Origin of the sequence: Aeromicrobium stalagmiti, from assembly GCF_013283745.1 — a bacterium.
GTDB classification, from domain to species: domain Bacteria; phylum Actinomycetota; class Actinomycetes; order Propionibacteriales; family Nocardioidaceae; genus Aeromicrobium; species Aeromicrobium stalagmiti.
In genome coordinates this window covers 1,331,569-1,356,049 of record NZ_JABSTZ010000001.1, presented here as the reverse complement: position 1 = coordinate 1,356,049, position 24,481 = coordinate 1,331,569, and the positions used below count along the sequence as shown (strand labels likewise).

The 24,481-nt window shown below is 70.5% G+C and carries 25 protein-coding genes, 2 tRNA genes and 1 riboswitch; of the genes, 12 read left to right on the top strand and 15 right to left on the bottom strand.

Going from position 1 to position 24,481, the window contains the following annotated elements:
- Positions 1–19: 19 nt before the first annotated feature.
- From HQK15_RS06650 to HQK15_RS06640, 3 genes are all read right to left on the bottom strand, one after another.
- On the bottom strand, positions 20–334 hold the full coding sequence (locus tag HQK15_RS06650; RefSeq protein ID WP_173490591.1) for an STAS domain-containing protein: 315 nt from the start codon (positions 332–334) through the stop codon (positions 20–22).
- Positions 331–4,095 (bottom strand): SpoIIE family protein phosphatase, encoded by a 3,765-nt coding sequence (locus HQK15_RS06645; RefSeq protein WP_173490590.1) that lies wholly within the window; start codon positions 4,093–4,095, stop codon positions 331–333. The genes HQK15_RS06650 and HQK15_RS06645 overlap by 4 nt, the downstream gene beginning before the upstream one ends.
- A 144-nt stretch (positions 4,096–4,239) precedes the next feature.
- Positions 4,240–4,560, bottom strand: coding sequence for a DMT family transporter (locus tag HQK15_RS06640; protein ID WP_173490589.1), 321 nt, complete (start codon positions 4,558–4,560; stop codon positions 4,240–4,242).
- A gap of 13 nt (positions 4,561–4,573) precedes the next feature.
- A riboswitch (guanidine-III (ykkC-III) riboswitch) is annotated at positions 4,574–4,635 on the bottom strand.
- Positions 4,636–4,763: 128 nt separating this feature from the next.
- Between HQK15_RS06640 and HQK15_RS06635 the strand changes: the two genes are divergently transcribed.
- Genes HQK15_RS06635 through HQK15_RS06615 form a run of 5 tightly spaced genes read left to right on the top strand, consistent with a single transcriptional unit; the run spans position 4,764 to position 9,596 of the window.
- A complete protein-coding gene (locus HQK15_RS06635) occupies positions 4,764–5,507 on the top strand; it encodes an SGNH/GDSL hydrolase family protein (protein WP_173490588.1) in 744 nt (247 codons plus the stop codon).
- Between the two features lie 36 nt (positions 5,508–5,543).
- Positions 5,544–5,987 carry a GNAT family N-acetyltransferase gene (locus HQK15_RS06630; protein ID WP_173490587.1) on the top strand — a complete coding sequence of 148 codons (444 nt, stop codon included), beginning with the start codon at positions 5,544–5,546 and terminating at the stop codon, positions 5,985–5,987.
- 20 nt (positions 5,988–6,007) lie between these two features.
- On the top strand, positions 6,008–6,901 hold the full coding sequence (gene gluQRS / locus HQK15_RS06625; RefSeq protein WP_173490586.1) for a tRNA glutamyl-Q(34) synthetase GluQRS: 894 nt from the start codon (positions 6,008–6,010) through the stop codon (positions 6,899–6,901).
- 32 nt (positions 6,902–6,933) lie between these two features.
- Positions 6,934–7,473: a TetR/AcrR family transcriptional regulator gene (locus HQK15_RS06620; protein WP_173490585.1), complete on the top strand. Its 540-nt coding sequence runs from the start codon at positions 6,934–6,936 to the stop codon at positions 7,471–7,473.
- Entirely contained in the window at positions 7,473–9,596 is a 2,124-nt protein-coding gene (locus tag HQK15_RS06615; RefSeq protein WP_173490584.1) for an MMPL family transporter, read from the top strand. Before HQK15_RS06620 ends, HQK15_RS06615 begins: the two co-directional genes overlap by 1 nt.
- A 9-nt stretch (positions 9,597–9,605) precedes the next feature.
- On the opposite strand, the gene HQK15_RS06610 is transcribed toward HQK15_RS06615, so the two are convergent.
- A complete protein-coding gene (locus HQK15_RS06610) occupies positions 9,606–10,253 on the bottom strand; it encodes a LuxR C-terminal-related transcriptional regulator (protein ID WP_173490583.1) in 648 nt (215 codons plus the stop codon).
- Positions 10,205–11,521 (bottom strand): sensor histidine kinase, encoded by a 1,317-nt coding sequence (locus HQK15_RS06605; protein WP_173490582.1) that lies wholly within the window; start codon positions 11,519–11,521, stop codon positions 10,205–10,207. Before HQK15_RS06605 ends, HQK15_RS06610 begins: the two co-directional genes overlap by 49 nt.
- Before the next feature lie 167 nt (positions 11,522–11,688).
- Between HQK15_RS06605 and HQK15_RS06600 the strand changes: the two genes are divergently transcribed.
- The gene (locus tag HQK15_RS06600) at positions 11,689–13,842 is read left to right on the top strand and encodes an MMPL family transporter (protein WP_173490581.1); all 2,154 of its coding nucleotides are present in this window, start codon (positions 11,689–11,691) and stop codon (positions 13,840–13,842) included.
- A gap of 73 nt (positions 13,843–13,915) precedes the next feature.
- On the opposite strand, the gene HQK15_RS06595 is transcribed toward HQK15_RS06600, so the two are convergent.
- The 6 genes from HQK15_RS06595 to HQK15_RS06570 form a co-directional block, all read right to left on the bottom strand.
- Complete coding sequence (locus HQK15_RS06595; protein ID WP_173490580.1) at positions 13,916–14,833, bottom strand: ABC transporter substrate-binding protein; 918 nt, start codon at positions 14,831–14,833, stop codon at positions 13,916–13,918.
- A 23-nt stretch (positions 14,834–14,856) separates the two neighbouring features.
- A complete protein-coding gene (locus HQK15_RS06590; RefSeq protein WP_173490579.1) occupies positions 14,857–15,537 on the bottom strand; it encodes an ABC transporter permease in 681 nt (226 codons plus the stop codon).
- Positions 15,534–16,214, bottom strand: coding sequence for an ABC transporter permease (locus HQK15_RS06585; RefSeq protein WP_173490578.1), 681 nt, complete (start codon positions 16,212–16,214; stop codon positions 15,534–15,536). Before HQK15_RS06585 ends, HQK15_RS06590 begins: the two co-directional genes overlap by 4 nt.
- Positions 16,211–17,023 carry an ABC transporter ATP-binding protein gene (locus tag HQK15_RS06580; RefSeq protein ID WP_173490577.1) on the bottom strand — a complete coding sequence of 271 codons (813 nt, stop codon included), beginning with the start codon at positions 17,021–17,023 and terminating at the stop codon, positions 16,211–16,213. Before HQK15_RS06580 ends, HQK15_RS06585 begins: the two co-directional genes overlap by 4 nt.
- Before the next feature lie 102 nt (positions 17,024–17,125).
- A complete protein-coding gene (locus HQK15_RS06575; RefSeq protein WP_173490576.1) occupies positions 17,126–17,566 on the bottom strand; it encodes a rhodanese-like domain-containing protein in 441 nt (146 codons plus the stop codon).
- Positions 17,563–18,075, bottom strand: a complete 513-nt coding sequence (locus HQK15_RS06570) for a cysteine dioxygenase (RefSeq protein ID WP_217361360.1) — start codon at positions 18,073–18,075, stop codon at positions 17,563–17,565. Before HQK15_RS06570 ends, HQK15_RS06575 begins: the two co-directional genes overlap by 4 nt.
- A gap of 137 nt (positions 18,076–18,212) precedes the next feature.
- Here HQK15_RS06570 and HQK15_RS06565 point away from each other — a divergent pair, with 137 nt between their 5' ends.
- From HQK15_RS06565 to HQK15_RS06540, 6 genes are all read left to right on the top strand, one after another.
- Positions 18,213–18,425, top strand: coding sequence for a hypothetical protein (locus HQK15_RS06565; RefSeq protein ID WP_173490574.1), 213 nt, complete (start codon positions 18,213–18,215; stop codon positions 18,423–18,425).
- Between the two features lie 63 nt (positions 18,426–18,488).
- Positions 18,489–18,565 (top strand) — tRNA-Asp (locus tag HQK15_RS06560).
- A gap of 70 nt (positions 18,566–18,635) precedes the next feature.
- Positions 18,636–19,250 carry a malonic semialdehyde reductase gene (locus HQK15_RS06555; RefSeq protein WP_173490573.1) on the top strand — a complete coding sequence of 205 codons (615 nt, stop codon included), beginning with the start codon at positions 18,636–18,638 and terminating at the stop codon, positions 19,248–19,250.
- A gap of 51 nt (positions 19,251–19,301) precedes the next feature.
- A complete protein-coding gene (locus HQK15_RS06550) occupies positions 19,302–20,636 on the top strand; it encodes a dipeptidase (RefSeq protein WP_173490572.1) in 1,335 nt (444 codons plus the stop codon).
- A 48-nt stretch (positions 20,637–20,684) separates the two neighbouring features.
- Positions 20,685–20,758 (top strand) — tRNA-Phe (locus tag HQK15_RS06545).
- A gap of 289 nt (positions 20,759–21,047) precedes the next feature.
- The gene (locus HQK15_RS06540) at positions 21,048–21,803 is read left to right on the top strand and encodes an SDR family oxidoreductase (protein ID WP_173490571.1); all 756 of its coding nucleotides are present in this window, start codon (positions 21,048–21,050) and stop codon (positions 21,801–21,803) included.
- Here HQK15_RS06540 and HQK15_RS06535 read toward each other — a convergent pair.
- Genes HQK15_RS06535 through HQK15_RS06520 form a run of 4 tightly spaced genes read right to left on the bottom strand, consistent with a single transcriptional unit; the run spans position 21,787 to position 24,465 of the window.
- Positions 21,787–22,608, bottom strand: coding sequence for a hypothetical protein (locus tag HQK15_RS06535; protein WP_173490570.1), 822 nt, complete (start codon positions 22,606–22,608; stop codon positions 21,787–21,789). The two genes, HQK15_RS06540 and HQK15_RS06535, sit on opposite strands and share 17 nt — an antisense overlap.
- Complete coding sequence (locus HQK15_RS06530) at positions 22,605–23,831, bottom strand: hypothetical protein (protein ID WP_173490569.1); 1,227 nt, start codon at positions 23,829–23,831, stop codon at positions 22,605–22,607. The genes HQK15_RS06535 and HQK15_RS06530 overlap by 4 nt, the downstream gene beginning before the upstream one ends.
- Positions 23,828–24,160 carry a hypothetical protein gene (locus HQK15_RS06525; protein ID WP_173490568.1) on the bottom strand — a complete coding sequence of 111 codons (333 nt, stop codon included), beginning with the start codon at positions 24,158–24,160 and terminating at the stop codon, positions 23,828–23,830. Before HQK15_RS06525 ends, HQK15_RS06530 begins: the two co-directional genes overlap by 4 nt.
- Positions 24,157–24,465 carry an SAV_915 family protein gene (locus HQK15_RS06520; RefSeq protein WP_173490567.1) on the bottom strand — a complete coding sequence of 103 codons (309 nt, stop codon included), beginning with the start codon at positions 24,463–24,465 and terminating at the stop codon, positions 24,157–24,159. The genes HQK15_RS06525 and HQK15_RS06520 overlap by 4 nt, the downstream gene beginning before the upstream one ends.
- Between the last annotated feature and the right edge of the window lie 16 nt (positions 24,466–24,481).

Here is a 24,481-nt window from a genome sequence, read left to right as displayed (position 1 = left end):
GAACGTGCCTGCTGAATCGTCAGCCGTCGACCCGGTCGAACACCCGGTCCATCTTGGTGATCTCGATGATCCGCGCCACGGCCGGCGAGACGCCGGCGAGCACGAGGCGCCCGCCCGCCCGCTCCTGCTGCTTCTTGATGCCGAGCAGCGCACCGAGACCGCTGGAGTCGACGAACGTCACTCCCGCCAGCTCCAGCACCAGCGTCCGGCGCGATGTCTCCAGCTCGTCGACCTGCGACCGGAGGTCGGCCGACGACTGCATGTCGATCTCTCCTGCGACGGACAGCAGGATCTGCTCCTGCTGGTCCTTCGTCGTGAACGTCAGCCCGCTCATGATCCTCCTTCGTCGTCGGGCGTCCAGGCCCGCATGCTCCATACACACTTGCCGCGGTCGGTCGACCGCGTTCCCCACTCGTCGGACAGCACCTCGATGATGTGCAGCCCCCTGCCGTGCTCGTCCTCGACAGCCGGCAGCCGCGGCTGGGGCAGGACCTGCGGGGCGTCGTCCTGCACCTCCACCACGACGTGAGAGCCGGTACGGCGCACCCGTAGCTCGACCGGCGGGCCCCCGTGCACCAGCGCGTTGGTGACCAGCTCGCTGGTGATCAACGCCAGGTCGCGGGTCACGACCGCTGGTACCTGCCAGCGGTCGAGGTGGTCGACGACGAACTGGCGGGCCTCGGCGATCGTCGCCCGCCCGGTGTCGCGATGCATTGCCAGCTCGGCCACGTCGACAGCGACGCTGACCCGCGCGATGAGCATGGCGACGTCGTCGTCGGGTCCCCCGGGCAGCAGCGCGTCGACGATCGCCTCGGGCATCCCGGTCAGGGCCGCACCGACCCGGGCGTCGACCTGACGTTCGAGCGCGAGGATGCCCTCGTCGATGTCCTGGCCCCGGTGCTCGACAAGACCGTCGGTGTAGAACACGATCGTCGCGCCGGCCTCGAGCGGCACCTCGCGGGTCGGCTCGTCGCCATAGCCGGCGCCGAGCGGCGGTCCACCGCCCGTCAGCCGTCGCGTCGCGCCGTCACGCCCGGCGACGAGCGGGGGGAGGTGGCCCGCGTTGGCATAGCGCAGCGTCTCGTCCCTCGGGTCGAAGATGGCGTACACGCACGTGACGATCTGGTCGCCGGCCAGGTCCTCGACCAGCACGTCGAGGTGGCGCATGACCTCGTCGGGAGGCAGGTCGAGCGTCGCGAAGGCACGCACGGCCGAGCGCAGCTGCCCCATGACCGAGGCAGCACGCACGCCACGGCCCATCACGTCACCCATGACGAAGGCCGTGCGACCGGCGGCGAGCTCGATGATGTCGTACCAGTCACCGCCCACGTAGGTGCCCTCGACACCTGCGCGGTAGTAGGTCGCGACGTCGAGGTGGTCGAGGTCGAACGTCGCGGCGGGCAGCAGGCTCAGCTGCAGCTCCTCGGCGATCGTGTGCTCGCGCTGGGCGGCCTCCTCGCGGGCCCTGACCTCGGCGAGCGCCTGCTCGGCGGCCCGCTGCTCGGTGACGTCCTGCAGCGATCCCTGCAGCGTGTGGGCGACACCGTCGGCGTCACCCAGCAGGGCTGCGCGCACGCTCACGAACCGCTCGGCCCCGTCCGGCGGGAGGACCCGCATGTCGTACGCCGTGACGCCACCCACCTCCAGCGCCGCGAGCGATGCTTCGACCCGTTCGACGTCGTCGGGGTGGATGACGCCCGCGATCACGCCGGGATAGCCCATGTCGTCGAGGTCCTGACGCGTCCGTCCCAGCAGGCGCAGCAGCTCGTCGGAGCCGGTCACCGAGCTCGTGACGAGGTCGACCTCCCAGCTGCCGACCTTGGCCAGGCGCTGCGCCTGGTCGAGCAGCGACTCGCTGCGCTCGAGCGTGGCACGGATGCGCCGCACCCGGTCGAGCTCGAGGTTGACCCGCACCCGGGCCATGAGCTCGCGCGCCGCGAAGGGCTTGACGAGGTAGTCGGCAGCGCCGGCCTCGAGCCCTTCGACGGTCCCCTCCTCGCCGGCTCGGGCGCTCAGCATGATGACCGGGATGCTCGTCGTGCGCGGATCGGCCTGCAGCCGCTCGAGCAGCCCGAAGCCGTCGAGGCGGGGCATCATGACGTCGGTGAGGATCAGGTCGGGTGCGGCCGCCTCGACCTGCTCCAGGGCCTCGATGCCGTCCGCCGCGGTCGCGACCGCGTAGAGGTCGGAGAGCAGCCCGGCGACGTAGATCCGCATGTCGGCGTTGTCGTCGACGACGAGCACCCGGGCCCGGCCGTCGCCGGAGGGGTCGGGCTGGGCCGTGGCCGGGTCGGGCGCCGACTCCAGCCACCGCCACGCCTCCGACACCAGCTGGGTCGACGCGGGGGGCGGCTCGTGCCGTGTCCGGGTGCTCTCCACGATCTCGGCCGGCGGGAGGTGCGCGCGCCCGAGGGGGATGCGCACCGTCATGGTCGTGCCGACCCCGAGGATGCTCGACGCGCTGGCCTCTCCGCCGTGGAGGCGGGTCAGCTCGGCCACCAGCGCCAGTCCGATGCCCGATCCCTCGTGCGTCCGCGACTCTGCACCGTGCACCCGGTGGAACCGCTCGAACAGGTGCGGCAGCTCCTCGGCGGGGATGCCGCCCCCGGTGTCGGTCACGGCGAGCACGGCGTGGCCCTCGTCCTCGCGCAACGTCACCACGATGCCGCCCTCGAACGTGAACTTGAAGGCGTTCGACAACAGGTTGAGCACGATCTTGGCCCAGTGCTCGACGTCGACGTAGGTGTCGGCCGGCAACGGCTCGCACTCGATCGTCAGCGAGAGGCCGGCCTGTGCCGCCGCCGACTCGAACATCGTGACCAGCGGCTCGGTGACCCGGGCCAGGTCGACGGCCTCGAAGTGCGAGGAGATGCCCCCCGCCTCCAGCCGCGAGAAGTCGAGCAGGCTGTTGACCAGCTGCAGGAGTCGTTGACCGTTGCGGTGGATGATCTCGAACCGCTCGCGCTGCACGCCGCCCTCAGGCAGCGCCGGGTCGTTGAGGGCGTCGGAGGTCGGGCCCAGCAGCAGGGTCAGCGGCGTGCGGAACTCGTGGCTGACGTTGGTGAAGAAGTCCGTCTTGGCCTGGTCGAGCCGCGCGAGCGTCTCGGCGCGCCGCTTCTCGCCGTCGAACATCCGCGCCGCGGTGATCGAGGCGGCGAGCTGCCCGGCGAAGAGGTTGACGAAGCCCGTGTAGGCCTCGTCGATCGGTCGGTAGCGGCTCAGGCCGGCGACCAGGAACCCGTAGGGCTCCGGCGACGCGGCACCGACCAGCGGGACGACGAGCGCCTGGGTGGGCGGCTCGTCCCACGGCCCCGGCGGCGGGACGTGCGGCAGGACCGTCAGGTCGACCAGCACCTCACGACCGGCCAACGGCTCGACGAGAGGCCAGGGCGACGAGCGGTCGTCGAGGGCGATCTCCTCGGGGGCCAGGGGATGGTCGTCGGGGGCACCGGCGCAGCACGCCCGTCGCACGACGCCGGCCGTCGTGTCGAGCAGGTAGACGAGCCCGAAGGGCAGCGACAGCGGGTCGGCCTCGATCTGCTCACAGGCCGCGACGATCGCCTCGTCCTCGGTGAGCTGACCCGTGGTGCGCGCTCCGAGGTCGCGCAGGGTCGTCATGCGCCGTGTCGAGATGGCCTCGTCGGTGACCTCGCTGACGACGCACAGCATCCCCTCGATCCTGCCGTCGTCGTCGGCGAGGGGGCTGTAGGAGAAGGTGTGATAGGTCTCCTCGACGAAGCCGCTCCGCTCGAGCAGGAGCATCAGCGACTCGTCCCACGTGGCGACGCCCGTGCTCATGACGGTCTCGACGCGCGACCTGACGTCCTCCCAGATCTCCGACCAGACCTCCGTGGCCGGTCGCCCCAGCGCCCACGGGTACTTCGTGCCCAGGGTGTCGCGCCGGTAGGAGTCGTTGCAGAAGAAGGTGAGCTCGGGCCCCCACGCCATCCACATCGCGAACTTCGAGCTGAGCAGGATGCGCACGGCCGTCTTGAGACTCTGCGACCAGCCCTCCGGAGGGCCGAGCGGCGTGGCGGCCCAGTCGACCTCGGCAAGGTCGCGTCCCACCTCGCTCGTGCTCCAGGAGTTGCGCATCGAAGGTCTGTCCCGCCCGGTGGTTCACCTGCGTGTCACGAAACGGCCGACCGGCCCGCGCGACTTCTTCACGCTCGCGGACGATTATGCCGACTTTCGCCGCGGAGCGCACCATGCCGCGTGCGAGTGGCGGGACCCATTCGCTCAGTGCACCAGCTTGAGACCGACGACGCAGGCGACGATGCCCGTCAGGAACACGATCTTCAGCGCCGACACGGCCTCGCCGTCGAACGCCATCGCGTACGCGACGGTCAGCACCGCACCGATGCCGACCCACACGGCGTACGCCGTGCCGACCGGCAGCTGGCGCATCGCGAAGGCGAGGCCGACCATGCTGAGCACGACCCCCACGCCGAAGACCAGCGACGGGACGAGCCGGGTGAGGCCGTCGGAGCGACCGAGAGCCGTGGCCCACACGGCCTCGAGCACCCCGGAGACGACCAGGACGATCCAGGAGACGGACATGCGAGAGCACCCCTTCGCATCGTCTTGTCGCTGGCCGGGTACGACGCGCCTCGTCCGGGTGCCGGGTGGCTCCTCGAGCCTCTCACGCGTCGTGATCGCGAGATCGATGGGGCGTATTGCGTCACATCTGTCGAGAAAGCCCGTCTCTTCTGACGAACCCCCGTACGATCTCGGGGACTCCCCACCACGAACCAGAGGCACCCATGCTGCGTACTCTCGCCCTGTCCACGGCAGCCGTCATGCTGTCGACCCTCGCGATCAGCTCGTCCGCCGACGCCGAGGAGGGACCCACCACCGGGGGCACCGCCGAGGCGTCCTCGCTCAACGGCGTCCAGGCCGTCGAGCCGGCTGCCGACGGCCCGACGGTGCTGGTCATCGGCGACTCGATCACCTCGTGGTTCCGCGACGAGCCGGGCAGCCCGTCGCAGGGGTGGTGGTCGATCCTCGCCCACGACCCCGCGATCAACGCCTCGAAGATCACGACGTTCGCCGAGGGCGGCTCGGGCATGAACACCCGGGGCAACAAGTGCGCCGGCACGACGTTCGGGCAGCGCATCAAGTCGATCCAGAAGGTCGACTACCTGATCATCGAGGGCGGCCGCAACGACTACAACACGTGCGACTCCAAGAACCGCAAGAAGCTGCTGACCAAGGCCAAGCGCCGCGCCGGCATCAAGGCCTACATGGAGCGGCTCGACACCCACGTGACGGCGATCGGCATCCCCCGCAGCCGGGTCTTCGTGGTCAGCCCCTGGGGCAAGCTGCAGCGCGGCCTCGGCGACGAGATCCAGTACTACGTCGAGCGCTACGCCGATCGGGAGGGCTTCACCTACGTCACCACCAAGACCCTGCCCACCAGCAAGACGATCGACGACAAGCACCCCAACCGGGCCGGCAACGAGTACCTCGCGAGTGTGATGAAGAAGGCACTTCTCGCCGCAGGTTGAGCCGTCACCGCGAAGTTCTCGTGGGAGGCTGGAGCGGTGACCGTCATCCGCGCGACGATCGAGGACGTCCTCGAGGCCGCCCAGCTGTTCGCTGCCTACCGGGAGTTCTACGGCGAGCCCTATGACGTCGCACCCGCGGCCGCATTTCTCGCGAGCCGCATCTCGCGCGACGAGTCCGTGGTCCTGCTGGCGCTCGACGGTGACGAGGTCGTCGGCTTCACCCAGATCTATCCGATGTTCTCCTCGACCCGGCTGGCCCGCATCTGGGTGCTCAACGACCTCTTCGTCGTCGAGCACGCCCGGGGCACCGGTGTCGTCGACAAGCTGCTCGACACCGCCGCCAACATGGCCGTCGACGCCGGGGCGATCTCGATCGAGCTCAGCACGGCCCACGCCAACGAGCGGGCACAGGCGGTCTACGTCCGCCACGGCTACCAGCTCGACGAGGTCTACCGCTCCTACGAGAAGCCCCTTCTCTGACCTGATGAGGGTCTGACCCGATGGCCGCTGGACGCTTCGCCCCGTCACCGTCGGGCGACCTGCACGTCGGCAACCTCCGCACGGCCCTGCTCGCCTGGCTGTGTGCACGGCAGTCGGGCCGCGACTTCGTGATGCGGGTCGAGGACCTCGACCGGGTCAGGCCGGGTGCCGAGGAGCGACAGCTCGCCGACCTCGCGGCCCTGGGCATCGACTGGGACGGCCCGGTCGTGCGGCAGTCGGAGCGCGCTCGCTACTACGACGCGGCGCTCGCCTCGCTGGGCGGCCGAGGGCTGCTGTTCGAGTGCTTCTGCACCCGGCGCGAGATCCTCGAGGCCCCGTCGGCGCCCCATGCGCCGCCCGGCGCCTACCCCGGCACGTGTCGCGACCTCAGCGACGACGAGCGCGAGAGACGGCGCGCCGAGCGTCCGGCCGCCCTGCGCCTGCGCGCCGAGGCGTCGTCGTTCACGGTCGACGACGCCCTGCACGGGACGTACGAGGGGGCCGTCGACGACGTCGTGCTGCGCCGGGGCGACGGGGTCGTCGCCTACAACCTCGCCGTCGTGGTCGACGACGCGCAGCAGGGCGTCGACCAGGTCGTGCGCGGCGACGACCTGCTCAGCTCCGCGCCCCGCCAGGCCTATCTGGCCACGCTCCTGGGAGCCGTCCCGCCGACGTACGTCCACGTGCCGCTCGCGCTCAACACCGTCGGACAGCGGCTGGCCAAGCGCGACGGCGCCGTGACGGCGCGAGACCTCGGACCCGCCACGTTCGGGATCGTCGCGGCCTCGCTCGGGCTGCAGGGCGAGACCGCCGCCAACCTGCTGGACGGCTTCTCCGTCGACCGGATCCCCCGAGAGCCGTGGGTGTTCGAGCCGCCGGCGACCTCGTCCCCGGAGCAGCCGCGCACCTCTTGACATAGTTTGTGAGTCATCACTAACTTGTCTGCATGGTGACCGGGAAGCGCATGAAGGCCGAGGACCGCAAGGTCCTGATCCTCGAGGCAGCGATCGAGGAGTACGGCCGTGCCGGCATGCAGGCCACCTCCACCGAGGCCATCGCCGAGCGCGCGGGAGTCTCACAGCCCTACCTGTTCCGGTTGTTCGGCACCAAGGCCGAGCTGATCGCCGCGGCGATCGAGCACCACACGACCCAGCTCCGAGCGACGTTCCGTGCGGCAGCCGAGCAGCGCGGTCCCGACACCTCCGCGCTCGAGGCGATGGGCGTGGCCTACATCGGCTTCCTCCAGGACGACGCCAACTCGCTGCGATGCCAGCTGCACACCTGGGCCGCGGCGTCGGACCCGGCGATCAAGGACGTCGCCCAGCGCACGTACCGCGAGATCTGGGACGACATCGCCGAGCTCAGCGGGGCGTCCGCCGACGAGGTCCGCGACTTCATGGCCCAGGGGATGCTCCTGACGATCCTGGGCGCCCTCGACCTGACCGAGCTGTACGGCGACCCCCTCGCCGTCGCGAAGGAGTTCTGATGTTCACTGCACTCGCTCGTCTCGCCACGTCCCGGCCGAAGCGCGTCCTCGGCATCACCGTCGTGTTCTTCGCCCTCGCCGGCGTGCTCGGCGGCCCCGTCGCCGGGCTGCTCAACACCGACAACGACTCGTTCTCCGACACCGGGGCCAGCAGCGCCCAGGCGATCCGTCAGGTCGAGAATGCCACCGGCCAGAAGGCGGCACCCGACCTGATCGTGCTCGCCGACACCGCCGACACCGGGGCGATCGACGAGGCCGGCTCGATCCTCGAGGACGACCCCGACGTCGCGATGGTCGTCGGCGGACCGGACGGCGGACCCCAGTTCGTCTCGAAGGACGGCAGCCAGACCTACCTCGCCGCGATCTACGCCGCCGACGCCGATGCCGACGAGACGACCGAGCACCTGCGCGACCAGCTCGAACGCGTCGACGGGGTCACGGTCGGTGGCTTCGGCCCGGCCTACCAGCAGGTCAACGAGCAGGTCGAGAGCGATCTGCTCACGGCCGAGCTCATCGCGTTCCCGCTGCTGTTCCTGGTGTCGCTGTGGGTCTTCCGGTCGGCGGTCGCGGCCCTGCTGCCGCTGCTCGTGGGCGGCCTGACGATCGTCACGTCGATGCTCGTGATCCGCGGGATCAACGAGGTCGTCGACATCTCGATCTTCGCGCTCAACCTCATCACCGGGCTCGGGCTCGGCCTCGCCATCGACTACTCCCTCTTCCTCGTCTCCCGCTACCGGGAGGAGCTCGACCGCGTCGGCCCGGGCGCCGAGGCGATCCGCCGCACCGTCGCGACGGCGGGGCGCACCGTGGCGTTCTCCGCCCTCACCGTCGCCGGAGCCGGCCTGGCGCTGCTCGTCTTCCCGTTGCGGTTCCTCTACTCGATGGGCATCGGGGTCACGATCGTCGCGCTCGTCTCGGCGGCGGTCTCGCTGATCGTCCTGCCGTCGCTGTTCGCGGTGCTCGAGCACCGGGTCAACTCGCTCGCGCCGAAGCGCTGGCAGCGGGCGCGAGCCGCCGAGACGGCAGCCGAGGCCTCCGGCTTCTGGTTCCGCCTCGCGGCGTTCGTGATGAGGTTCCCGGTGGCGATCGCGCTCAGCGGTGCGGCGATCCTGCTCGCGTTCGGCGCTCCGTTCCTCGGCGTGAAGTTCACCGGTGTCGACGCCGGTGTCCTCCCCGACGGCGCGACGGCGAAGGTCGTCGACGAGACGCTGCGCACCGACTTCGTCGGCGCCGAGTCCACGCCGATCATCGTCGCGGTCGAGGCGCCCGAGTCGGCGGCGTCGGACGTGGCGGCGTACGCCACCGAGCTGGGCGGGCTGCCGGGTGCCGCCGACGTGTTGGAGCCGCGGTTCCTCGGCAGCGACACGTGGCAGGTCGACGTCGTCCCCGCGGCCACGACCCTCGACGAGCAGACCCTCGACCTCGTCGGAGACATCCGCGACGTCGATGCGCCCGGCACGGCGCTCGTCGGCGGCCCGAGCGCGGAGCAGGTCGACCAGGTCGCGTCGATCGCCGCCAACATCCCCCTCGCGCTGACGATCCTGAGCGTCCTGACGCTCGTCACCCTGTTCCTTCTGACGGGTTCGGTCGTCCTGCCGGTCAAGGCCCTGATCATGAACGTCCTAACGATCGGTGCGACGTTCGGCATCCTCGTGCTGATCTTCCAGGACGGCCGGTTCGAGGGGTTCCTCGACTACACCTCGCAGGGCGCGCTCGAGTCGTCCCAGCCGGTGTTCCTGTTCGCCGTCGTGTTCGGGCTCTCGACCGACTACGCGGTGTTCCTGCTGACCCGCATCAAGGAGGCCCGCGACAACGGGGCCGGCGAGCGTGAGGCGGTCGCCCTCGGCCTGCAGCGGACCGGTCGGATCGTCACCGCCGCCGCGTTGCTGTTCGCGATCGCGCTGGGCTCGTTCGCGACGTCGCAGATCATCTTCATCAAGGAGCTCGGCGTGGGCACGGCGCTGGCGGTGCTGATCGACGCCACGATCGTGCGCGCGATGCTCGTCCCGTCCCTCATGGCGCTGCTCGGGCGCCGCAACTGGTGGGCACCGGCACCGCTCCGCCGCCTCCACGAGCGCTTCGGCCTCGACGAGTCCCTCCCCCCACCAGCGACCCACCCCTGACGCGGTGCCCTAGGACTGGAGGTAGGCGATGACGGCCATGACCCGGCGGTTGTTGCTGTCGTCGTCGGGGTCGAGGTCGAGCTTCATGAAGATGTTGCTGGTGTGCTTGCTGATCGCCTTCTCGGTGACGAAGAGGGCCGCGGCGATCGCGGCGTTCGAGCGTCCCTCCGCCATGAGGCCCAGCACCTCGCGCTCACGATCGGTCAGCCGCGACACCGGGCTGTCGGTCGGGGCCCGGGCGATCAGGGTCGAGACGACCTCCGGGTCGAGCACCGTCCCTCCGGCGGCCACGGTGCGCACCGCCTCGACGAAGGTCGAGACGTCGGCGACGCGGTCCTTGAGCAGGTAGCCGACCGAGCCGTCCCCGCTGCCGAGCAGCTCGCGGGCATAGAGCTGCTCGACGTACTGCGACAGCACCAGCACCGGCAACCCCGGACGATCCTCGCGGGCCGCGATGGCCGCACGCAGCCCCTCGTCGGTGAACGTCGGCGGCATCCTCACGTCGACGACGGCGATGTCGGGCTCGTACGTCCGCAGCGCCTCACCGAGCTTGACCGCGTCGTCGACGGCCGCGACGACCTCGAACTCGTAGGCCTCCAGCAGGCGGGTCAGGCCGTCCCGGAGGAGGGCGAGATCTTCGGCGATGACAACGCGCACGGAACCTCCAGGGTGACCACCGTCGGCCCCCCGACGGGACTGACCACGTCCATCGTGCCGTCAAACGCCGCCAGCCGGCGAGCGACCCCGGCGAGACCGGTGCCGCGGTCGACCGATGCGCCGCCGACGCCGTCGTCCTCGACGACGATCCGCAGCGCCCGACCGTCGTGCGAGACGTCGATCGACGCCCGGGCAGCACCGGCGTGCTTGCCGATGTTGGCGAGCAGCTCGCTCGTCGCGAAGTAGGCCGCCGACTCGACCGGCGCCGGCGGACGCCCGGGCAGCACGATCGTCACCGCGACGGGCAACGACATGTCGAGCGCCAGCGCCTGGATCGCCCCGGCGAGGCCACGGTCGGCCAGCACGGGCGGGTGGATGCCGCGCACCACCGACCGCAGGTCGCCCAGGGCCGACGTCGTCACCGAACGGGCCTCGGCGAGCAGCGTCGCAGCCGCAGCGGGATCCTTCGCCAGCAGCTCCTCGGCGAGGCCGAGGCTCATCCCCAGGGCCACGAGCCGCGCCTGGGCTCCGTCGTGCAGGTCCCGCTCGATCCGCCGCAGCTCGGCCGCGGAGTGATCGATCGACTCGGCGCGCGACTGCGACACCTCGGCGACCCGGCGCTCCAGCACCTCGCGCGACGGCGACAGGACCGCCCGGTCGAGCTCGGCGCGCCACTTCATGATCAGCGGGACGAGCCACCACCACAGGCCGAACGAGACCGCGAGCCAGATCCACTCGAGAAACGCCTCGGCCTGGGTGTCGAGGGTCAGGACCCCGTAGTCCATGTCGAACACGCCATCGGGGGTGACGGCGAAGACGAACGGGAAGACCGCGTACCAGAGCACCGCGAGGCCGAGGCCGAGCGCGAGCCACGCCAGCGCCCACCCGACGGTCACCGAGACGTACGTCCAGACGAAGTCGCGCCAGCGGGCCGGGTCCTTGGCCCAGCCGCGGATGACCTTCCACGGCGTGCCGCCCATCGGCGAGAGGTACGGCGACTCGATCTCGCTGCCGAGGATCCGCCCCGAGAGCACCCGGTGCAGGTTGGCCAGCTGCTGGTTGAGCGGCACGAACACCAGCAGCAGCGCCAGACCGACGCCGACGACCGCGACGCCGAGCGACGTCGTGAGCACGCACAGCAGCGCCAGTGCCGGCACCGCGAGCAGGACGTAGACGACCGACAGGCCGGTCAGGGCGACCCGGCGACGCACCCCCTCGACGAACGACTCGCCCTCGGCGGGCGGTGCGAGGTTGACGGTGGTGCTCATCAGCTGGCCTTTCGGGTCGAGGAGGCGATCACCCGATCCTGCCGCATCGGTCCGGCCCGGGCAGTGGGCCCAGACCCACTTCTCGAACGGGTCCTGAACCCATCGTGGCGGGGCCGGTGCCTGACGAGGCTGGACGACGTCAACCACCTCGTCAGGAAGGCTCCACCATGTCCCGCAGATCTCCCACCGTGAGCGTCGCCCGCTGGAGCGCTCTCCACCCCTGGCGCGCGATCGGCCTGTGGGTCGCGTTCGTCGCCACGGCGATCGCCCTCATGTCGTCCGTCCCCACCCAGCAGGTCAGCGACGCCGACTTCCGCATCGGCGAGTCGGGCACCGCGTCGGCGATGCTCGACGACGCCGGCCTCACTGCCAGCCCGACCGAGTCCGTCCTCATCACCGCCCCCACCGGCTCCCTCGACCTCGACCGGGCGCAGACGGTCGCCACCCAGGTGAGCGAGGCGGCCGTCGACGTGAAGGGAGTCGCCGACGTCGGCCCACCGCTCGTGTCGCAGCAGCGGGACGCCGTTCTCGTCCCCATCACGATGAGCGGTGACGCCGACGCGGCGGCCGACCACGTCGAGGCCCTCATCGACGCGACGGCCGCGGTGCAGAAGGCGCATCCGCAGCTCGACGTCCAGCAGGCCGGCGAGGCGTCGCTCGACGTCGGCATCAACGCGAAGGTCGGCGACGACCTCGCCTCGGCCGAGGCGCTGAGCCTGCCGATCACCTTCCTCATCCTGCTCGTCGCGTTCGGCGCGTTCGTCGCCGCCGGCATCCCCGTGCTGCTCGCCATCACCTCGGTGATCACGGCGCTGGGGTTCTACGCGCCCGTCTCGCAGCTGGTCCCGGACGCCGGGAGCGTTGCCAACGTCGTGCTGCTGATCGGCATGGCCGTGGGAGTCGACTACTCGCTGTTCTACCTCAAGCGCGAGCGGGAGGAGCGCGAGCGCGGCCGGTCGACGATCGACGCGATCGAGGTCGCCGCGGCGACGTCAGGGCGCGCGGTCGTGGTCTCCGGGTTCGCGGTCATGGTCGCGATGTCGGGCCTGTTCCTGTCCGGCGAGCCGGTCTTCAACGCCCTGGCCGTCGGGTCGATCCTCGTCGTCCTCGTCGCCGTCATCGGGTCGCTGACCGTCCTGCCCGCGCTACTGGCGAAGCTCGGCCGATTCGTCGACCGTCCCCGGATCCCGCTGCTGTGGCGGGTCAACCGACGCATCGGCACGGGCGGGATCAGCGGACGGCTCATCCGCCCGGTCATCCGCAAGCCCCTCGTCTCGGCGCTCGTCGCCGGAGGCGCGCTGCTGGCCCTCGCCGTCCCGGCGCTCGGCATGTCGACCCACGAGTCGACGATCGCGACGCTCCCGCAGGACATCCCCGCGGTGCAGGCGTTCCAGCGGGCGCAGGAGAGCTTCCCGTCGGAGCGCCCCACCGTCGAGATCGTCGTCCGGTCCAGCAACGCGGACGCTGCCCGCACGCTGCTCGACGACGTCTCCTCGGCCGCCGCTGAGGCCGGCATCGCCACCCCGAGCGGCAACCCTGTCCGGGTCTCGGACGACGGACGTACCGCGGTCGTGTCGCTGCTGGCCCCGTTCACCGACGGCGACGCCCGCAACGCGAAGACCGTCGAGCAGCTGCGCGACACCATCGTGCCGCGGGCGGTCGACGGTCAGGACGGCGTCACGACCGCCGTCGGGGGCGGCGTCGCGGAGTCGTACGACTACGAGCACCAGCCCAACCGGCTCCCGCTCATCATCGGTTTCGTGCTGGTCCTGACGATGCTGATGATGGTCTGGACGTTCCGCAGCGTCACGCTCGCGCTGCTCACGACGGGGCTCAACCTGCTGTCGGTCGGCGCCGCGTTCGGCGTGCTGACGCTGGTGTTCCAGCACTCCTGGGCCGACGGCCTGCTCGGCTACACGTCGTCCGGGTTCGTCGTCGACTGGATCCCGTTGTTCTGCTTCGTGGTGCTCGTCGGGCTGTCGATGGACTACCACGTGTTCGTCATGACCCGGGTCCGCGAGGGACTGCGCCGGGGGCTGCCGTTCGAGCGGGCCGTCGAGTTCGGCATCCGCGAGACGGCGAGCGTCGTCACGAGCGCCGCGGCGGTGATGGTGTCCGTGTTCGCCGTGTTCGCCACGCTGGGGATGCTGGAGATGAAGCAGATGGGGGTCGGCCTGTCGGTCGCGATCCTGCTCGACGCGACCCTGGTCCGTCTGGTGCTCCTGCCGGCGCTGCTGCTCGGCTTCAAGGGCCGGCTGCAGGGGCTCGGCCGGGTGAAGAGCCACGAGGACGCCTACGAGCCCGAGCTCGTCGACGCCTGACACACCGAGGCGGTGCGCTGGCGTCCGGGATCACGGCGATCCCGGACGCCAGCGCACCGCTGTGGGCTGAGGCCTAGATCAGGCCCTTCTCGGTCAGCCACTCCTTGGCGAGGTCGGCCGGGGCGGCCTTCTCGTCACCCTGGTTCTTGCTGTTGAGGTCGAGCAGGTCCTCGGTGGTCAGCGCCGCCGACACCTTGTCGAGGACGGCCTCGACCTTGTCGGTCGCCTTCTCGTCGTTGATCAGCGGGATGACCTGCTGGGCGGCGATGAGGTTCTCGGGGTCCTCGAGCGTGACCAGCTTGTTGGCCAGGATCGACGGGGTCGTGGAGTAGATGTCCGCGACGTCGATGTCGCCGTCGAGCAGCGACTTCAGCGTCTTGGGTCCGCCGCCGTCGCTGATCGGGACGAACGTGATGCCGGTGATGCCGTAGACCTTCTCGAGGCCGGGGATGCCGTACGGGCGCTCCTTGAACTCGGGGTTGGCCCCGAGCTTGAGGCCCTTGACGTTCTTGAGGTCGGCGATCGTCGTGAGGTTGTTCTCGGCGGCGAACTCCGGCGTGACGTTGAGCGAGTCCTTGTCCTCGGCCTTCGCGGCGTCGAGCACCTCGAGGTTGTCGGGCAGGGCGTCGTCGAGCGCCTCCTCGATGTCAGCCTCGGACGTCGCCGTGGCCTTCGGGTCGAGGTAGGACAGCAGGTTGCCGGAGTACTCGGGCAGCAGGTCGATCTCGCCGTTCTCGAGGGCCGGGATGTAGGCCTCGCGTGCACCGATGTTGAGCTGCTTCTTGACCTTGACGCCGTCGGCCTCGAGGGCCTGCGCGTAGATCTCGGCGATGATCTCGTTCTCGGGGAAGGCTGCCGACCCGATCGTGATGGTGTCGCTCGACGAGCCCGAGCCGGAGGAGCCCTCCGAGGTCGGGTCGCCGCCGCAGGCGGACAGCGCGAGGCCGAGCGAGACCGCCGCAAGGCCTGCGGTGAGCTTGGTGATGGACATGTTTCTCCTTGGTGGGGGTGGGGTCAGACGGTGGAGCGGACGGGGGCCGGCCGGTTGCGTAGTGCCAACCGCTGGAGGAGGACGAAGATTCCGTCGAGGACCAGGGCCAGGACGATGACGACGACGGACCCGGCCACGACCTGCGGGTAGTCGCGCAGCGCGAGGCCGTCGATCAGGTAGCGGCCGAGGCCACCGGGGCCGGGGATGTAGGCCGCGACGGTGGCGGTCGCCACGACCTGCAGGGTTGACGACCGGAAGCCCCCGACGATCAGGGGCAGCGCGAGCGGCACCTCGACCTTGGTCAGGATCTGCCACTCGGTCATGCCGATCGACCGTGCTGCGTCGATCGTCTGCCGATCGACCGACTCCAGACCCGCATAGGCCCCGGCGAGCAGGGGCGGGATGGCGAGCAGCACGAGCGTGAAGATCGCGGCCTTGATGCCGATGCCGGTGTAGAGCGAGGCGTACGTGAGCACGCCCAGCGTGGGCAGCGCCCTCAACGCCCCGGACGACACGACCGCCAGGCCCCGCAGTCGACCGGTGTGGCCGATCCACAGCCCGATGGGGATCGCGACGGCGGCGGCGATCGCGATCGTGAGCGACGTGTAGCCCAGGTGCTGGACCAGGCGGTGCGGGACGCCGTCGTCGCCCGACCAGTGGGTCGAGTCGCTGAACCAGTCGATCGTGTCGGAGACGACGCTCATCGGCGGGCCCTCGCGAGTCCTCGCAGCGACGTGCCGGTCGTGCGCGACGCGGTGGCCCACGGCATCAGCAGGCGGCCGACCAGGACGATCAGGCCGTCGAAGACGAGCGCCAGGATCACGATCCCGATCACGCCCGTGAGGATCTCGGCGTCGTTGTCGGTGCGATATCCCTCGGTGAACAGCGAGCCGAGGTTGTTGACGCCGATCAGGGCACCGACGCTCACGAGGCTGACCGTGCTGACGGCGACGACCCGCAGGCCCGCGACGAGCACGGGTCCGGCGAGCGGCAGCTCCACCCGGAACGCGCGACCGGCCGCCGCGAAGCCGGTCGCCGTGGCAGCGTCGAGCACCGCCGGCGAGACCGAGGCGAAGGCGTCGGTGGCCGACCGGACCATGATCGCAACGGCATAGATCGTCAGGGCGACCACGACGTTGGCCGGCGACAGGAAGCCCGTGCCGATGATGCTCGGCAGGATCAGGAAGAACGCCAGCGACGGCACGGTGTAGAGCACGCCGGCGGCCGACAGGAGCACGCCGCGGATGCGACGGTGGCGGTTGGCGTACCAGCCGATGGGCAGGGCGATGACGAAGCCGAGGACGATCGGCAGCGCGCTCAGCCACAGGTGGCTGAGCAGCAGGTCGACGACCTTGTCGGTGTTGTTCTGCAGCCAGGTCATTCCGTGAGGACTCCGGCCGCCTTGCCGGTGGCGTCGACGACGATGCGCGAGCCGTCACGGTCCTCGACATGCAGCTTGCGGTGCCCCTTGTCGAGGCCGACGAAGCTGCGGACGAAGTCGTCGGCCGGGGTGGCCAGGATCTCGGCGGGCGACCCGACCTGCGCGACCTCGCCGCCCTTCTTGAGGATGACGACCTGGTCACCCAGCAGGAAGGCCTCGTCGATGTCGTGGGTGACGAAGACGATGGTCTTGTCGAGCTCGCGCTGCAGGCGCAGCAGCTCGGCCTGCAGCTCCTCGCGGACGATGGGGTCGACGGCGCCGAACGGCTCGTCCATCAGCAGGATGTTGGGGTCGGACACCAGGCCCCGGGCGACGCCGACGCGCTGCTGCTGGCCGCCCGACAGCTGGCTGGGGTACTTCGTCGCCAGCGACGCGTCCAGCCCGACGGTCTCCAGCACGGCGTACGACCGGTCGCGCGCCTCCGACTTGTCGACGCCGTTGAGCCGCAGCACCGTTGCCACGTTGTCGATGACCTTGCGGTGCGGCAGGAGGCCCGAGTGCTGCATGACGTAGCCGATGCTGCGCCGCAGCTCGACCTTGTTGCGGGTGGCGATGTCGACGTCGTCGATCAGCACCTGTCCGCGGCTCGGCTCGATCATGCGGTTGACCATGCGCAGCAGCGTGGTCTTGCCACAGCCGGAGGATCCGACGAACACCGTCGTCGTGCGGGAGGGCAGCACGAGGCTGAAGTCACCGACGGCCTCCGTCCCGTCGGCGAAGGTCTTGCCGATGGAGCGGTACTCGATCATGCGGTCCTCCGCGCTCGGCGCCAGCGCGCCGGGACAGTAGGTAGGCAAGGAACAGGGTGGACACAGTCTTGCGTGATCGCCGCGTCGCGGCAATCGGGGGATCTAGGCACTGCGTGGCGCTGCGGACGTCGACCCCACCCGGTGCTCGACCGGGGTGGGCCCGGCGACCATGGGCAGACCGGCGGCACGCCACGCGTGGATGCCGCCGACGACGTCGCTGGCAGGCAGGCCCAGCGACACCAGGGCGGACGCCGCGAGCGACGAGGTGTAGCCCTCGGTGCACACGACGATCCACTCCTGTCCGACCGTCGCCAGGGGCAGGTTCGCCCCGGACGACGGATGCAGACGCCACTCCAGATGATTGCGCTCGACGATGACAGAACCGGGGATCTCCCCGTCGGCCTCGCGCTGCCAGGCCGGACGGATGTCGACGACGAGGGCACCTGCACCCACCCGACGGGCCGCCTCGAGCGGGTCGAGCCGCACGAGACGGGCCCGCGCCGCGTCGAGGAGGTCGTCGACCGTCGCGAAGGTCGTGGTCATGACGCCGCCCGCAGGTCGGGCGCCGGCGCCTCGGGGTCGTCGGTCCACACCGAGGCGAGCCTCGTCAGCTGGTGCCCGTCGACGTCGTAGTAGTTCATCTGCGACAGCGGTGGTGAGTAGGCGTGGACGCTCACGGCGGTGCGCCCCTGCACGTTGCGCACGTCGTGGACGTAGTGCTCGCCGAAGACGACGGAGTCCCCCGCAGAGCGCGGGCTCTCGGCCAGCACCTCGGCGCCCGGCGTCCAGACGGCCTCGCTCAGCTCGCCGCTGACGACCGTGAAGGCGCCGGACGAACCGCCGTGGTCGTGCAGCTGGGTGCCTTGGTCCTCGGTCCAGCTGATCAGCCAGACGTCGACCTGGTCGTCACATCGCAGTCGCACGTGCCAGCGGCTCTGTGCATCGGCGTGAACCTCGTGGAGGCCCGCGCGGACTTCGTCGGCGACCGTGCTCGTCAGAGCGGCGAGATCGGCCAGCGACAGGGGCGCGACAGTGGGACGGCGTGCGGACATGGGACTCATCGAATCTCAGATCCGTGACCAGATCGGGTCGGTTCACACTCTGGACATCGAGTCCGAAGTCGCAGAGGATGCAGTACGTCGCCGCGAGGTTACCGTGGGGTAATCACGCCAACGAGAGGAAGTTGTTCATGAAGTGGGTCCTGCTCGCCGTCGTCCTGCTGATCGTCGTGGGAGCCCTCTGGCTGCTCACCGCGCGCCGCTCGGCCCACGCGGCGTCCAACCGGCCGCACCGACTGGACGACTGCCTGACGAGCCGGGACACCCTGGAACCGCAGGCGCCGGACGACCCGACGACGACCGGCGCGCAGGTCATGGACGCGGGCGTCACCGACCGAACCTGAACCCGTTTTGTCGCCCGGCCGGGGCGTGCGTTACAGTTGCGTGCGCGGTTAGCCGCACAGCATGGCCCCGTGGCGCAGTTGGTTAGCGCGCCGCCCTGTCACGGCGGAGGTCGCCGGTTCGAGTCCGGTCGGGGTCGCCATGTGAAGAAGCCCACGTCCCTCTTCGGAGGGCGTGGGATTTTTTCTGTCCGGAAGATAGTTGAAGATTCCATGACTTCAACTGCTACCGAATCCCCGTTCATCCTGACCGACGACGCCCTCGATCTCCTGTTCCGCGAGGCGCGCAGCCTCAACACCTTCAGCGACGAGCCCGTCTCGGTCGAGCAGGTCCGCGAGGTGTTCGAGCTGGTCAAGATGGGCCCGACCATGATGAACATCCAGCCGATGCGCCTGCTGCTGCTCGAGCCGGGCGAGGGCCGTGACCGGCTCGTTCCGCACATGGCCGAGGGCAACCGCGCCAAGGCCCAGACGGCGCCGCTCGTCGCGGTCGTCGCAGCCGACGCCGACTTCCACACCTCGATGGACGTGCACTTCCCGCACAAGCCCGGCATCGGCGACATGTTCGCGAGCGACGACGCCAACCGGTACGAGATCGCGCGCTACAACACCGCGCTGCAGACCGGCTACTTCATCGTCGGCATCCGCGCAGCGGGCCTGCACGCCGGACCCGTCGGCGGCTTCGACGCCGCGGGCATCGATGCCGAGTACTTCGCGGGCACCAGCTGGCGCACCCAGCTCGTCGTGAACATCGGTCACCCGGGCGAGAACCCGTGGTTCGACCGCCTGCCGCGCATCTCGGCCGACGACGCGATCCGCACCCTCTGACGCCCTCGCCTGCCACGCGACCCTCACCGGGTCGCGTGGCAGGCTGAGCTCATGGCCGATCTCACCTCCCGCGTCCACGACCTCCTCCCCTCCGTGATCGACGACCTCGTGTCGCTCGCCCGCATCCCCTCGATCTGGGCCCAGCCCGAGCACCACGACGACGTGCGCCGGTCGGCCGCAGAGGTCGAGCGCCTGCTGCACGAGGCCGGGTTCGCCCGGACGAAGATCGTCGAGGCCGGTGGCGCACCCGCCGTCATCGCCCACCACCCGGCGCCGCCCGGGGCCCCGACCGTGCTGCTCTACGCCCACCACGACGTCCAGCCGACGGGCGACCCCGCGCTGTGGACGTCTCCCCCGTTCGAGCCGACCCGGCGGGGCGACCGCCTCTACGGGCGGGGCACGGCTGACGACAAGGCCGGACTGGCGGCCCACCTGGCCGCGTTCCGCGCTCACGACGGCAATCCACCGGTCGGCGTCACGGTCTTCGTCGAGGGCGAGGAGGAGTCCGGCTCGCCGAGCCTGGTGGCGCTGCTGGAGCAGCACCGCGACGAGCTGACGGCCGATGCCATCGTCATCGCCGACTCGGCCAACTGGGACATCGGCGTCCCGGCCCTGACGGTCACCCTGCGCGGCATGGTCGACTGCGTCGTGACGGTCGAGACCCTCGGCCACGCGGTCCACTCCGGCATCTGGGGCGGGGTGGTGCCGGATGCCTTGACGACCCTGTGCCGCCTGCTCGCGACGCTGCACGACTCCGAGGGAGCCGTGGCGGTCGAGGGCCTGCACCACGGCGTCGCGGCCGACCTCGTCTATCCGGAGGACCGGTTCCGCCAGGAGTCGTCCGTGCTCGACGGCGTCGAGCAGATCGGACGCGGCTCGATCGTCCAGCGGCTGTGGGCCGAGCCGGCCGTGAGCGTCCTGGGCATCGATGCGACCCCGGTCGCCACGGCGTCCAACTCGTTGGCACCGAGCGCCCGAGCCAAGATCGGCATGCGGGTGGCTTTCGGCGGTGACGCCGTGGCCCACCTCGACGCGCTCGTCGCACATCTGGAGCAGCACGCTCCGTTCGGCGCCCGGGTCACGGTCGAGCGTGGCGACGTCGGCGAGCCGTTCACGGTCGACGCCGACGGTCCGGCCTACGACGCGGCCCGGTCGGCCTTCCGCGACGCGTGGGACGGCACCGAGCCGGTCGACATGGGCATGGGTGGGTCGATCCCGTTCATCGCGGAGTTCGCCCGCATCTTCCCCGACGCCGCGGTGCTCGTCACAGGAGTCGAGGACCCTGACACCCGGGCCCACGGCATCGACGAGGGCCTGCACCTCGGCGAGTTCGCCAAGGTGTGCCTCGCCGAGGCGCTGCTGCTCGACCGGTTGGCTGATTCGTAGAGCTCCGGGAGCATGCGATAAGGTGAACGTCGCTCGTTCGCGAGCGGTGGCCAGGTAGCTCAGTTGGTACGAGCATCCGCCTGAAAAGCGGAGGGTCGCCGGTTCGACCCCGGCCCTGGCCACAGCAACAGAAAAGCCCCCGCGCTCTTTGCGGGGGTTTTTCTGTTGCTCTGGCCAGGGTCTGTCGGCGAACCCCGGCTGCCTGGGGTCCCCTGCTCGGAGCGCCAGCGGAGAGCTTGGGGCTTCGACCCCGCGCAGGACGAAGAGCTCGGCCAACCCCCGGCAGGTGGATCCCCGCCCCGCGGGAGGTGGATCCTCAACCCCATCCGGACCAATAGGGTTGCAGTTCCACCTTCGATGCCCGGGCAAGGTTGCAGATCCACCTTCGCCGGCCCCACCTACCCTTGAGCCATGGACCTGGGACTCACCGACCGCACCTACATCCTCACCGGCGCATCGGGCGGCCTGGGGCTCGCGACGGCGCAGCAGCTGGTCGCGGACGGCGCCAACGTCGTCATCTCGTCGCGCAGCCAGGAGTCGGTCGACCGGGCCACCGCCGAGCTCGGGCTTCGCGCGATCGGCGTCGCGGTCGACAACGCCGACGCCACCGCTCCGGCGCAGCTCGTCGCCGCGGCACAGGAGGCGTTCGGCCGCGTGGACGGCGTGCTCATCAGCGTGGGCGGTCCCCCGCCGGGCCCGATCCTCGACCGGACCGAGGAGGAGTGGCGCACCTCGTTCGAGTCGGTGTTTCTCGGGGCCATCCGGCTCGCGACGACCGTCGCGGAGGTGCTCGGCGACGGCGGCTCGATCGCGTTCGTGCTCTCGACGTCCGTGAAGTCACCCATCGCGGGGCTCGGCATCTCCAACGGCCTGCGTCCCGGCCTGGCCATGGCGGCCAAGAACCTCGCCGACGAGCTGGGGCCGCGTGGCATCCGGGTCAACGGCCTGCTGCCGGGACGCATCTCGACCGACCGGGTCCGGTCGATCGACGCCGCCACCGGTGACGCGGACGCTGCCCGCGCCAGCGTCGAGCGCACGATCCCCCTGCGCCGCTACGGAGCACCCGAGGAGTTCGGCAAGGTCGCCGCGTTCGTGCTGTCTCCCGCCGCCGGCTTCCTGACCGGCGTCATGGTGCCGGTCGACGGCGGGCTCACCCGCTCGCTGTGACCGATCGGGTCCGCACCTCGTCGGCTCGCCGCACAGCAGCTGCTGAACCCAGCTCGGGGCGCAGTGCGGGACTCGTCCAGTAGGTCGTGATCCACGGCGTCAGCACCGTCGCCAGCTCAGAGTCGCCACGGCCGTGGATCTCGATGTCGACGTGCTCGTCGATCGGGTTCCACTCCATCGGGAAGATCCAGAACCTCCGGCTGATCTGCCATGACGGGGAGCTGCCCCGTCCCACGATCGACACCACGGGCCCACGGGCGTTGCGGCGCAGCCCGACGCCGGCGATGTCGTCCCATGCGACGAAGGCGTCGATCGTCTGACCTCGATAGCGCACACCCGTGGCAGTGAGGGCGAGCACCGGTCGGCGCACCATCGACCGGAACGCCTGCGGCAGGAAGCCGGCAACCAGCACGCCACCCACGACCCATGGCCACGACGGGTCGCCCGTGCGCAGCGAGAGGACGAGCCCCCACACCGCAACGACGAGCAGGGCCGAGAACGGCGCGGCGACGTAGACGAGGGACCGGCGCATGACCGGCACGACGGTGGCCTGTTCGCCGTCCAGCTCCTCGAGACCGACCGTGAATCGGTGCGGACGAGCGAGCCAGCGCACGTAGGTCGCGACGGAGACACTGAGCGCCACCAGCGCCAGTGGCAGCAGGATCGACGCCCACGGCTCCTCGTCGCGCCGGAGGCCGACGAACCCGAGGACGAGGAGCACCGCGAAAGCCGGCCCGAGAGGCAAGGTGGCCCAGGTGATCCACCGCTGACCGGCAAGCTGGACGATGTTGGTGCCGTCCCTCATCCGAAGACCGCGTTCCAGCCGTCCTTGGCAAGCCCTCCGACGTCCTTGACGGTGTCGACGACCTCCTTGCCGCCGTCGACGATGGCGCCTCCGACGTCCTCGAGGCCGTCGACGCCGTTCTCCCACAGCGAGTCGATCATCCCGGAGGTGAAGATGCCGACACCGGCACCGATCAGCGCGCCGGACAGCGCTCCCACGGCGGTCCCGAGGATCGGCACGGGGATCGCCGTGCCGATCGCGCCACCGATGTAGGCGCCGGCGACCATTCCGGCGACGAGGCCACCGGCGTTGGACGTGACCGCCTGCGGCAGCGACTCGCCGCCGTTCGCGTAGTCGTCGTAGGTCCCGTAGATGGCGGCAGCGTATCCGAGGCGGTTGAGCAGCTTGCTGACACCGGCTGACGGCTTGGCCGTCATGCCCGAGGCGTGCGCGTCCGCGGCCTTGATCTTCGCGTCGTCGATCTCGTCGAGCAGCTGGTTGATGCGGGTGCTCGATCCGCGCGTCGTGCCGTCGGGGTTGGTGAGGGCACCGACGTGTCCCCGGAGGCTGCTGATGTTGGAGCGGTGCAGGTTGGCCTTCCCGTGGAATCGCGAGGCCCGCGCGGCAGCTGACGCACCGCCCAGGCCGGCGGCCAGGAAACCCTGCGTCAGCGACGCGAGGTTGCCGGCGTTGGACTGCCAGCGCTCGCCGGCGGACACCAACGCCTCGTCCCAGTCGTCGAACGCCCCCTGCGCGATCTCGACGGTCTCGTTCCAGCAGGTGACCTTCAGCTGGTGCTCGTCGTAGGTCTCGACCCGCTCGTTGTGGGCGTCGATGAGCGGCTGCGGGGCATCGGCGCTCGGAGCGATCGGTCGCGAGGGGCCGGGTCCGGGGTTGATGACCGTCATGCCCGAGACCGTCAGACCTCCGCCGGACGCGTGGGTGCGCGCCCGGCCGGCCTCTGACTGGGCCGAGCGCAGCGCAGCGGCCAGGGTGTCGAGCGACTGGCCCTGGGTCACAGCGGCGGCCGACACGTCGTCGCTGGCACTCGCCAAGGTGCTGAGGCGGGAGCCGAATGCCTCGCCGGCCTCACCCTCCCAGGCCGAGCCGGACTCGTTGCGCTGGGCGTAGGTGGTGTCCGCGTGGTCCGCGGCCTTGTCACGCAACGTGACGCGGAGCCACTCGGCGACCGCCTCGATGCTCCCTGGCACACCGGGGATGAAGGTCTCGAGGTCGTCGCTCACTCGTTCTCCACCCCCTCGACCAGGAACCGCGCCGCAGCCTCGGCATCCGCATCGACGTAGGCCACGTTGCAGGAGTCCGCCGTCTGGGCGAGCAGCTCGCCCTCGCTGATGAGGTCGACGGCCGTCTCGGAGAACTCCGCGAGGATCGCGGAGATCAGCATCTCGGCGTCCCCCGTGGCACCGGTGGCCGGCATCGAGTCGGCGCAGCCGTCGAGCGTGGTGCCGGCCGCCGTCAGCTTGGACGTGACACGCCGCAACCGGTCGGGGTCGACCACGACCGCGCCGACCGTCGCAACACCACCGCCTCCCTCCCCCGCAGCCTGGTTCATCGGTCGACGCCCCAGCGATGCTCCTGCGGCACGTGCAGGTCAAGGAGCAGCACGTCCCATGGACGGTCGACGTAGAGCGCCTTGATCGCGGCCAGCGGGAGCATGACCCACGGCTGATCGACGCCACAACCGTCACGGAGGCGATCCAGCGCGGTGTAGGCCATGAAGGCCACCTTGCCGTCGCTCGTCCGCCGATACTCCAGCTGCAGGTCGTCGATCTCGACGACGTGCTCGGCACATGGCACGTAGAGCACCGGAGGCAGGCTGGAGCCCTCCACCGATGGAAGGTCTTCGGTCGCGGTCATGGCACATCCCCCGTCA

What these genes read in the sequence shown, in the direction of transcription:
- HQK15_RS06550 (WP_173490572.1), top strand. Translation starts at nt 19,302, where the DNA reads ATGGCCGATCTCACCTCCCGCGTCCACGACCTCCTCCCCTCCGTGATC.
- HQK15_RS06595 (WP_173490580.1), bottom strand. Translation starts at nt 14,833, where the DNA reads ATGTCCATCACCAAGCTCACCGCAGGCCTTGCGGCGGTCTCGCTCGGC.
- gluQRS (WP_173490586.1), top strand. Translation starts at nt 6,008, where the DNA reads ATGGCCGCTGGACGCTTCGCCCCGTCACCGTCGGGCGACCTGCACGTC.
- HQK15_RS06580 (WP_173490577.1), bottom strand. Translation starts at nt 17,023, where the DNA reads ATGATCGAGTACCGCTCCATCGGCAAGACCTTCGCCGACGGGACGGAG.
- HQK15_RS06645 (WP_173490590.1), bottom strand. Translation starts at nt 4,095, where the DNA reads ATGCGCAACTCCTGGAGCACGAGCGAGGTGGGACGCGACCTTGCCGAG.
- HQK15_RS06635 (WP_173490588.1), top strand. Translation starts at nt 4,764, where the DNA reads ATGCTGCGTACTCTCGCCCTGTCCACGGCAGCCGTCATGCTGTCGACC.
- HQK15_RS06590 (WP_173490579.1), bottom strand. Translation starts at nt 15,537, where the DNA reads ATGAGCGTCGTCTCCGACACGATCGACTGGTTCAGCGACTCGACCCAC.
- HQK15_RS06525 (WP_173490568.1), bottom strand. Translation starts at nt 24,160, where the DNA reads ATGAACCAGGCTGCGGGGGAGGGAGGCGGTGGTGTTGCGACGGTCGGC.
- HQK15_RS06650 (WP_173490591.1), bottom strand. Translation starts at nt 334, where the DNA reads ATGAGCGGGCTGACGTTCACGACGAAGGACCAGCAGGAGCAGATCCTG.
- HQK15_RS06640 (WP_173490589.1), bottom strand. Translation starts at nt 4,560, where the DNA reads ATGTCCGTCTCCTGGATCGTCCTGGTCGTCTCCGGGGTGCTCGAGGCC.
- HQK15_RS06570 (WP_217361360.1), bottom strand. Translation starts at nt 18,075, where the DNA reads ATGTCCGCACGCCGTCCCACTGTCGCGCCCCTGTCGCTGGCCGATCTC.
- HQK15_RS06600 (WP_173490581.1), top strand. Translation starts at nt 11,689, where the DNA reads ATGTCCCGCAGATCTCCCACCGTGAGCGTCGCCCGCTGGAGCGCTCTC.
- HQK15_RS06535 (WP_173490570.1), bottom strand. Translation starts at nt 22,608, where the DNA reads ATGAGGGACGGCACCAACATCGTCCAGCTTGCCGGTCAGCGGTGGATC.
- HQK15_RS06575 (WP_173490576.1), bottom strand. Translation starts at nt 17,566, where the DNA reads ATGACCACGACCTTCGCGACGGTCGACGACCTCCTCGACGCGGCGCGG.
- HQK15_RS06540 (WP_173490571.1), top strand. Translation starts at nt 21,048, where the DNA reads ATGGACCTGGGACTCACCGACCGCACCTACATCCTCACCGGCGCATCG.
- HQK15_RS06520 (WP_173490567.1), bottom strand. Translation starts at nt 24,465, where the DNA reads ATGACCGCGACCGAAGACCTTCCATCGGTGGAGGGCTCCAGCCTGCCT.
- HQK15_RS06585 (WP_173490578.1), bottom strand. Translation starts at nt 16,214, where the DNA reads ATGACCTGGCTGCAGAACAACACCGACAAGGTCGTCGACCTGCTGCTC.
- HQK15_RS06555 (WP_173490573.1), top strand. Translation starts at nt 18,636, where the DNA reads ATGACTTCAACTGCTACCGAATCCCCGTTCATCCTGACCGACGACGCC.
- HQK15_RS06605 (WP_173490582.1), bottom strand. Translation starts at nt 11,521, where the DNA reads ATGAGCACCACCGTCAACCTCGCACCGCCCGCCGAGGGCGAGTCGTTC.
- HQK15_RS06565 (WP_173490574.1), top strand. Translation starts at nt 18,213, where the DNA reads ATGAAGTGGGTCCTGCTCGCCGTCGTCCTGCTGATCGTCGTGGGAGCC.
- HQK15_RS06615 (WP_173490584.1), top strand. Translation starts at nt 7,473, where the DNA reads ATGTTCACTGCACTCGCTCGTCTCGCCACGTCCCGGCCGAAGCGCGTC.
- HQK15_RS06620 (WP_173490585.1), top strand. Translation starts at nt 6,934, where the DNA reads ATGGTGACCGGGAAGCGCATGAAGGCCGAGGACCGCAAGGTCCTGATC.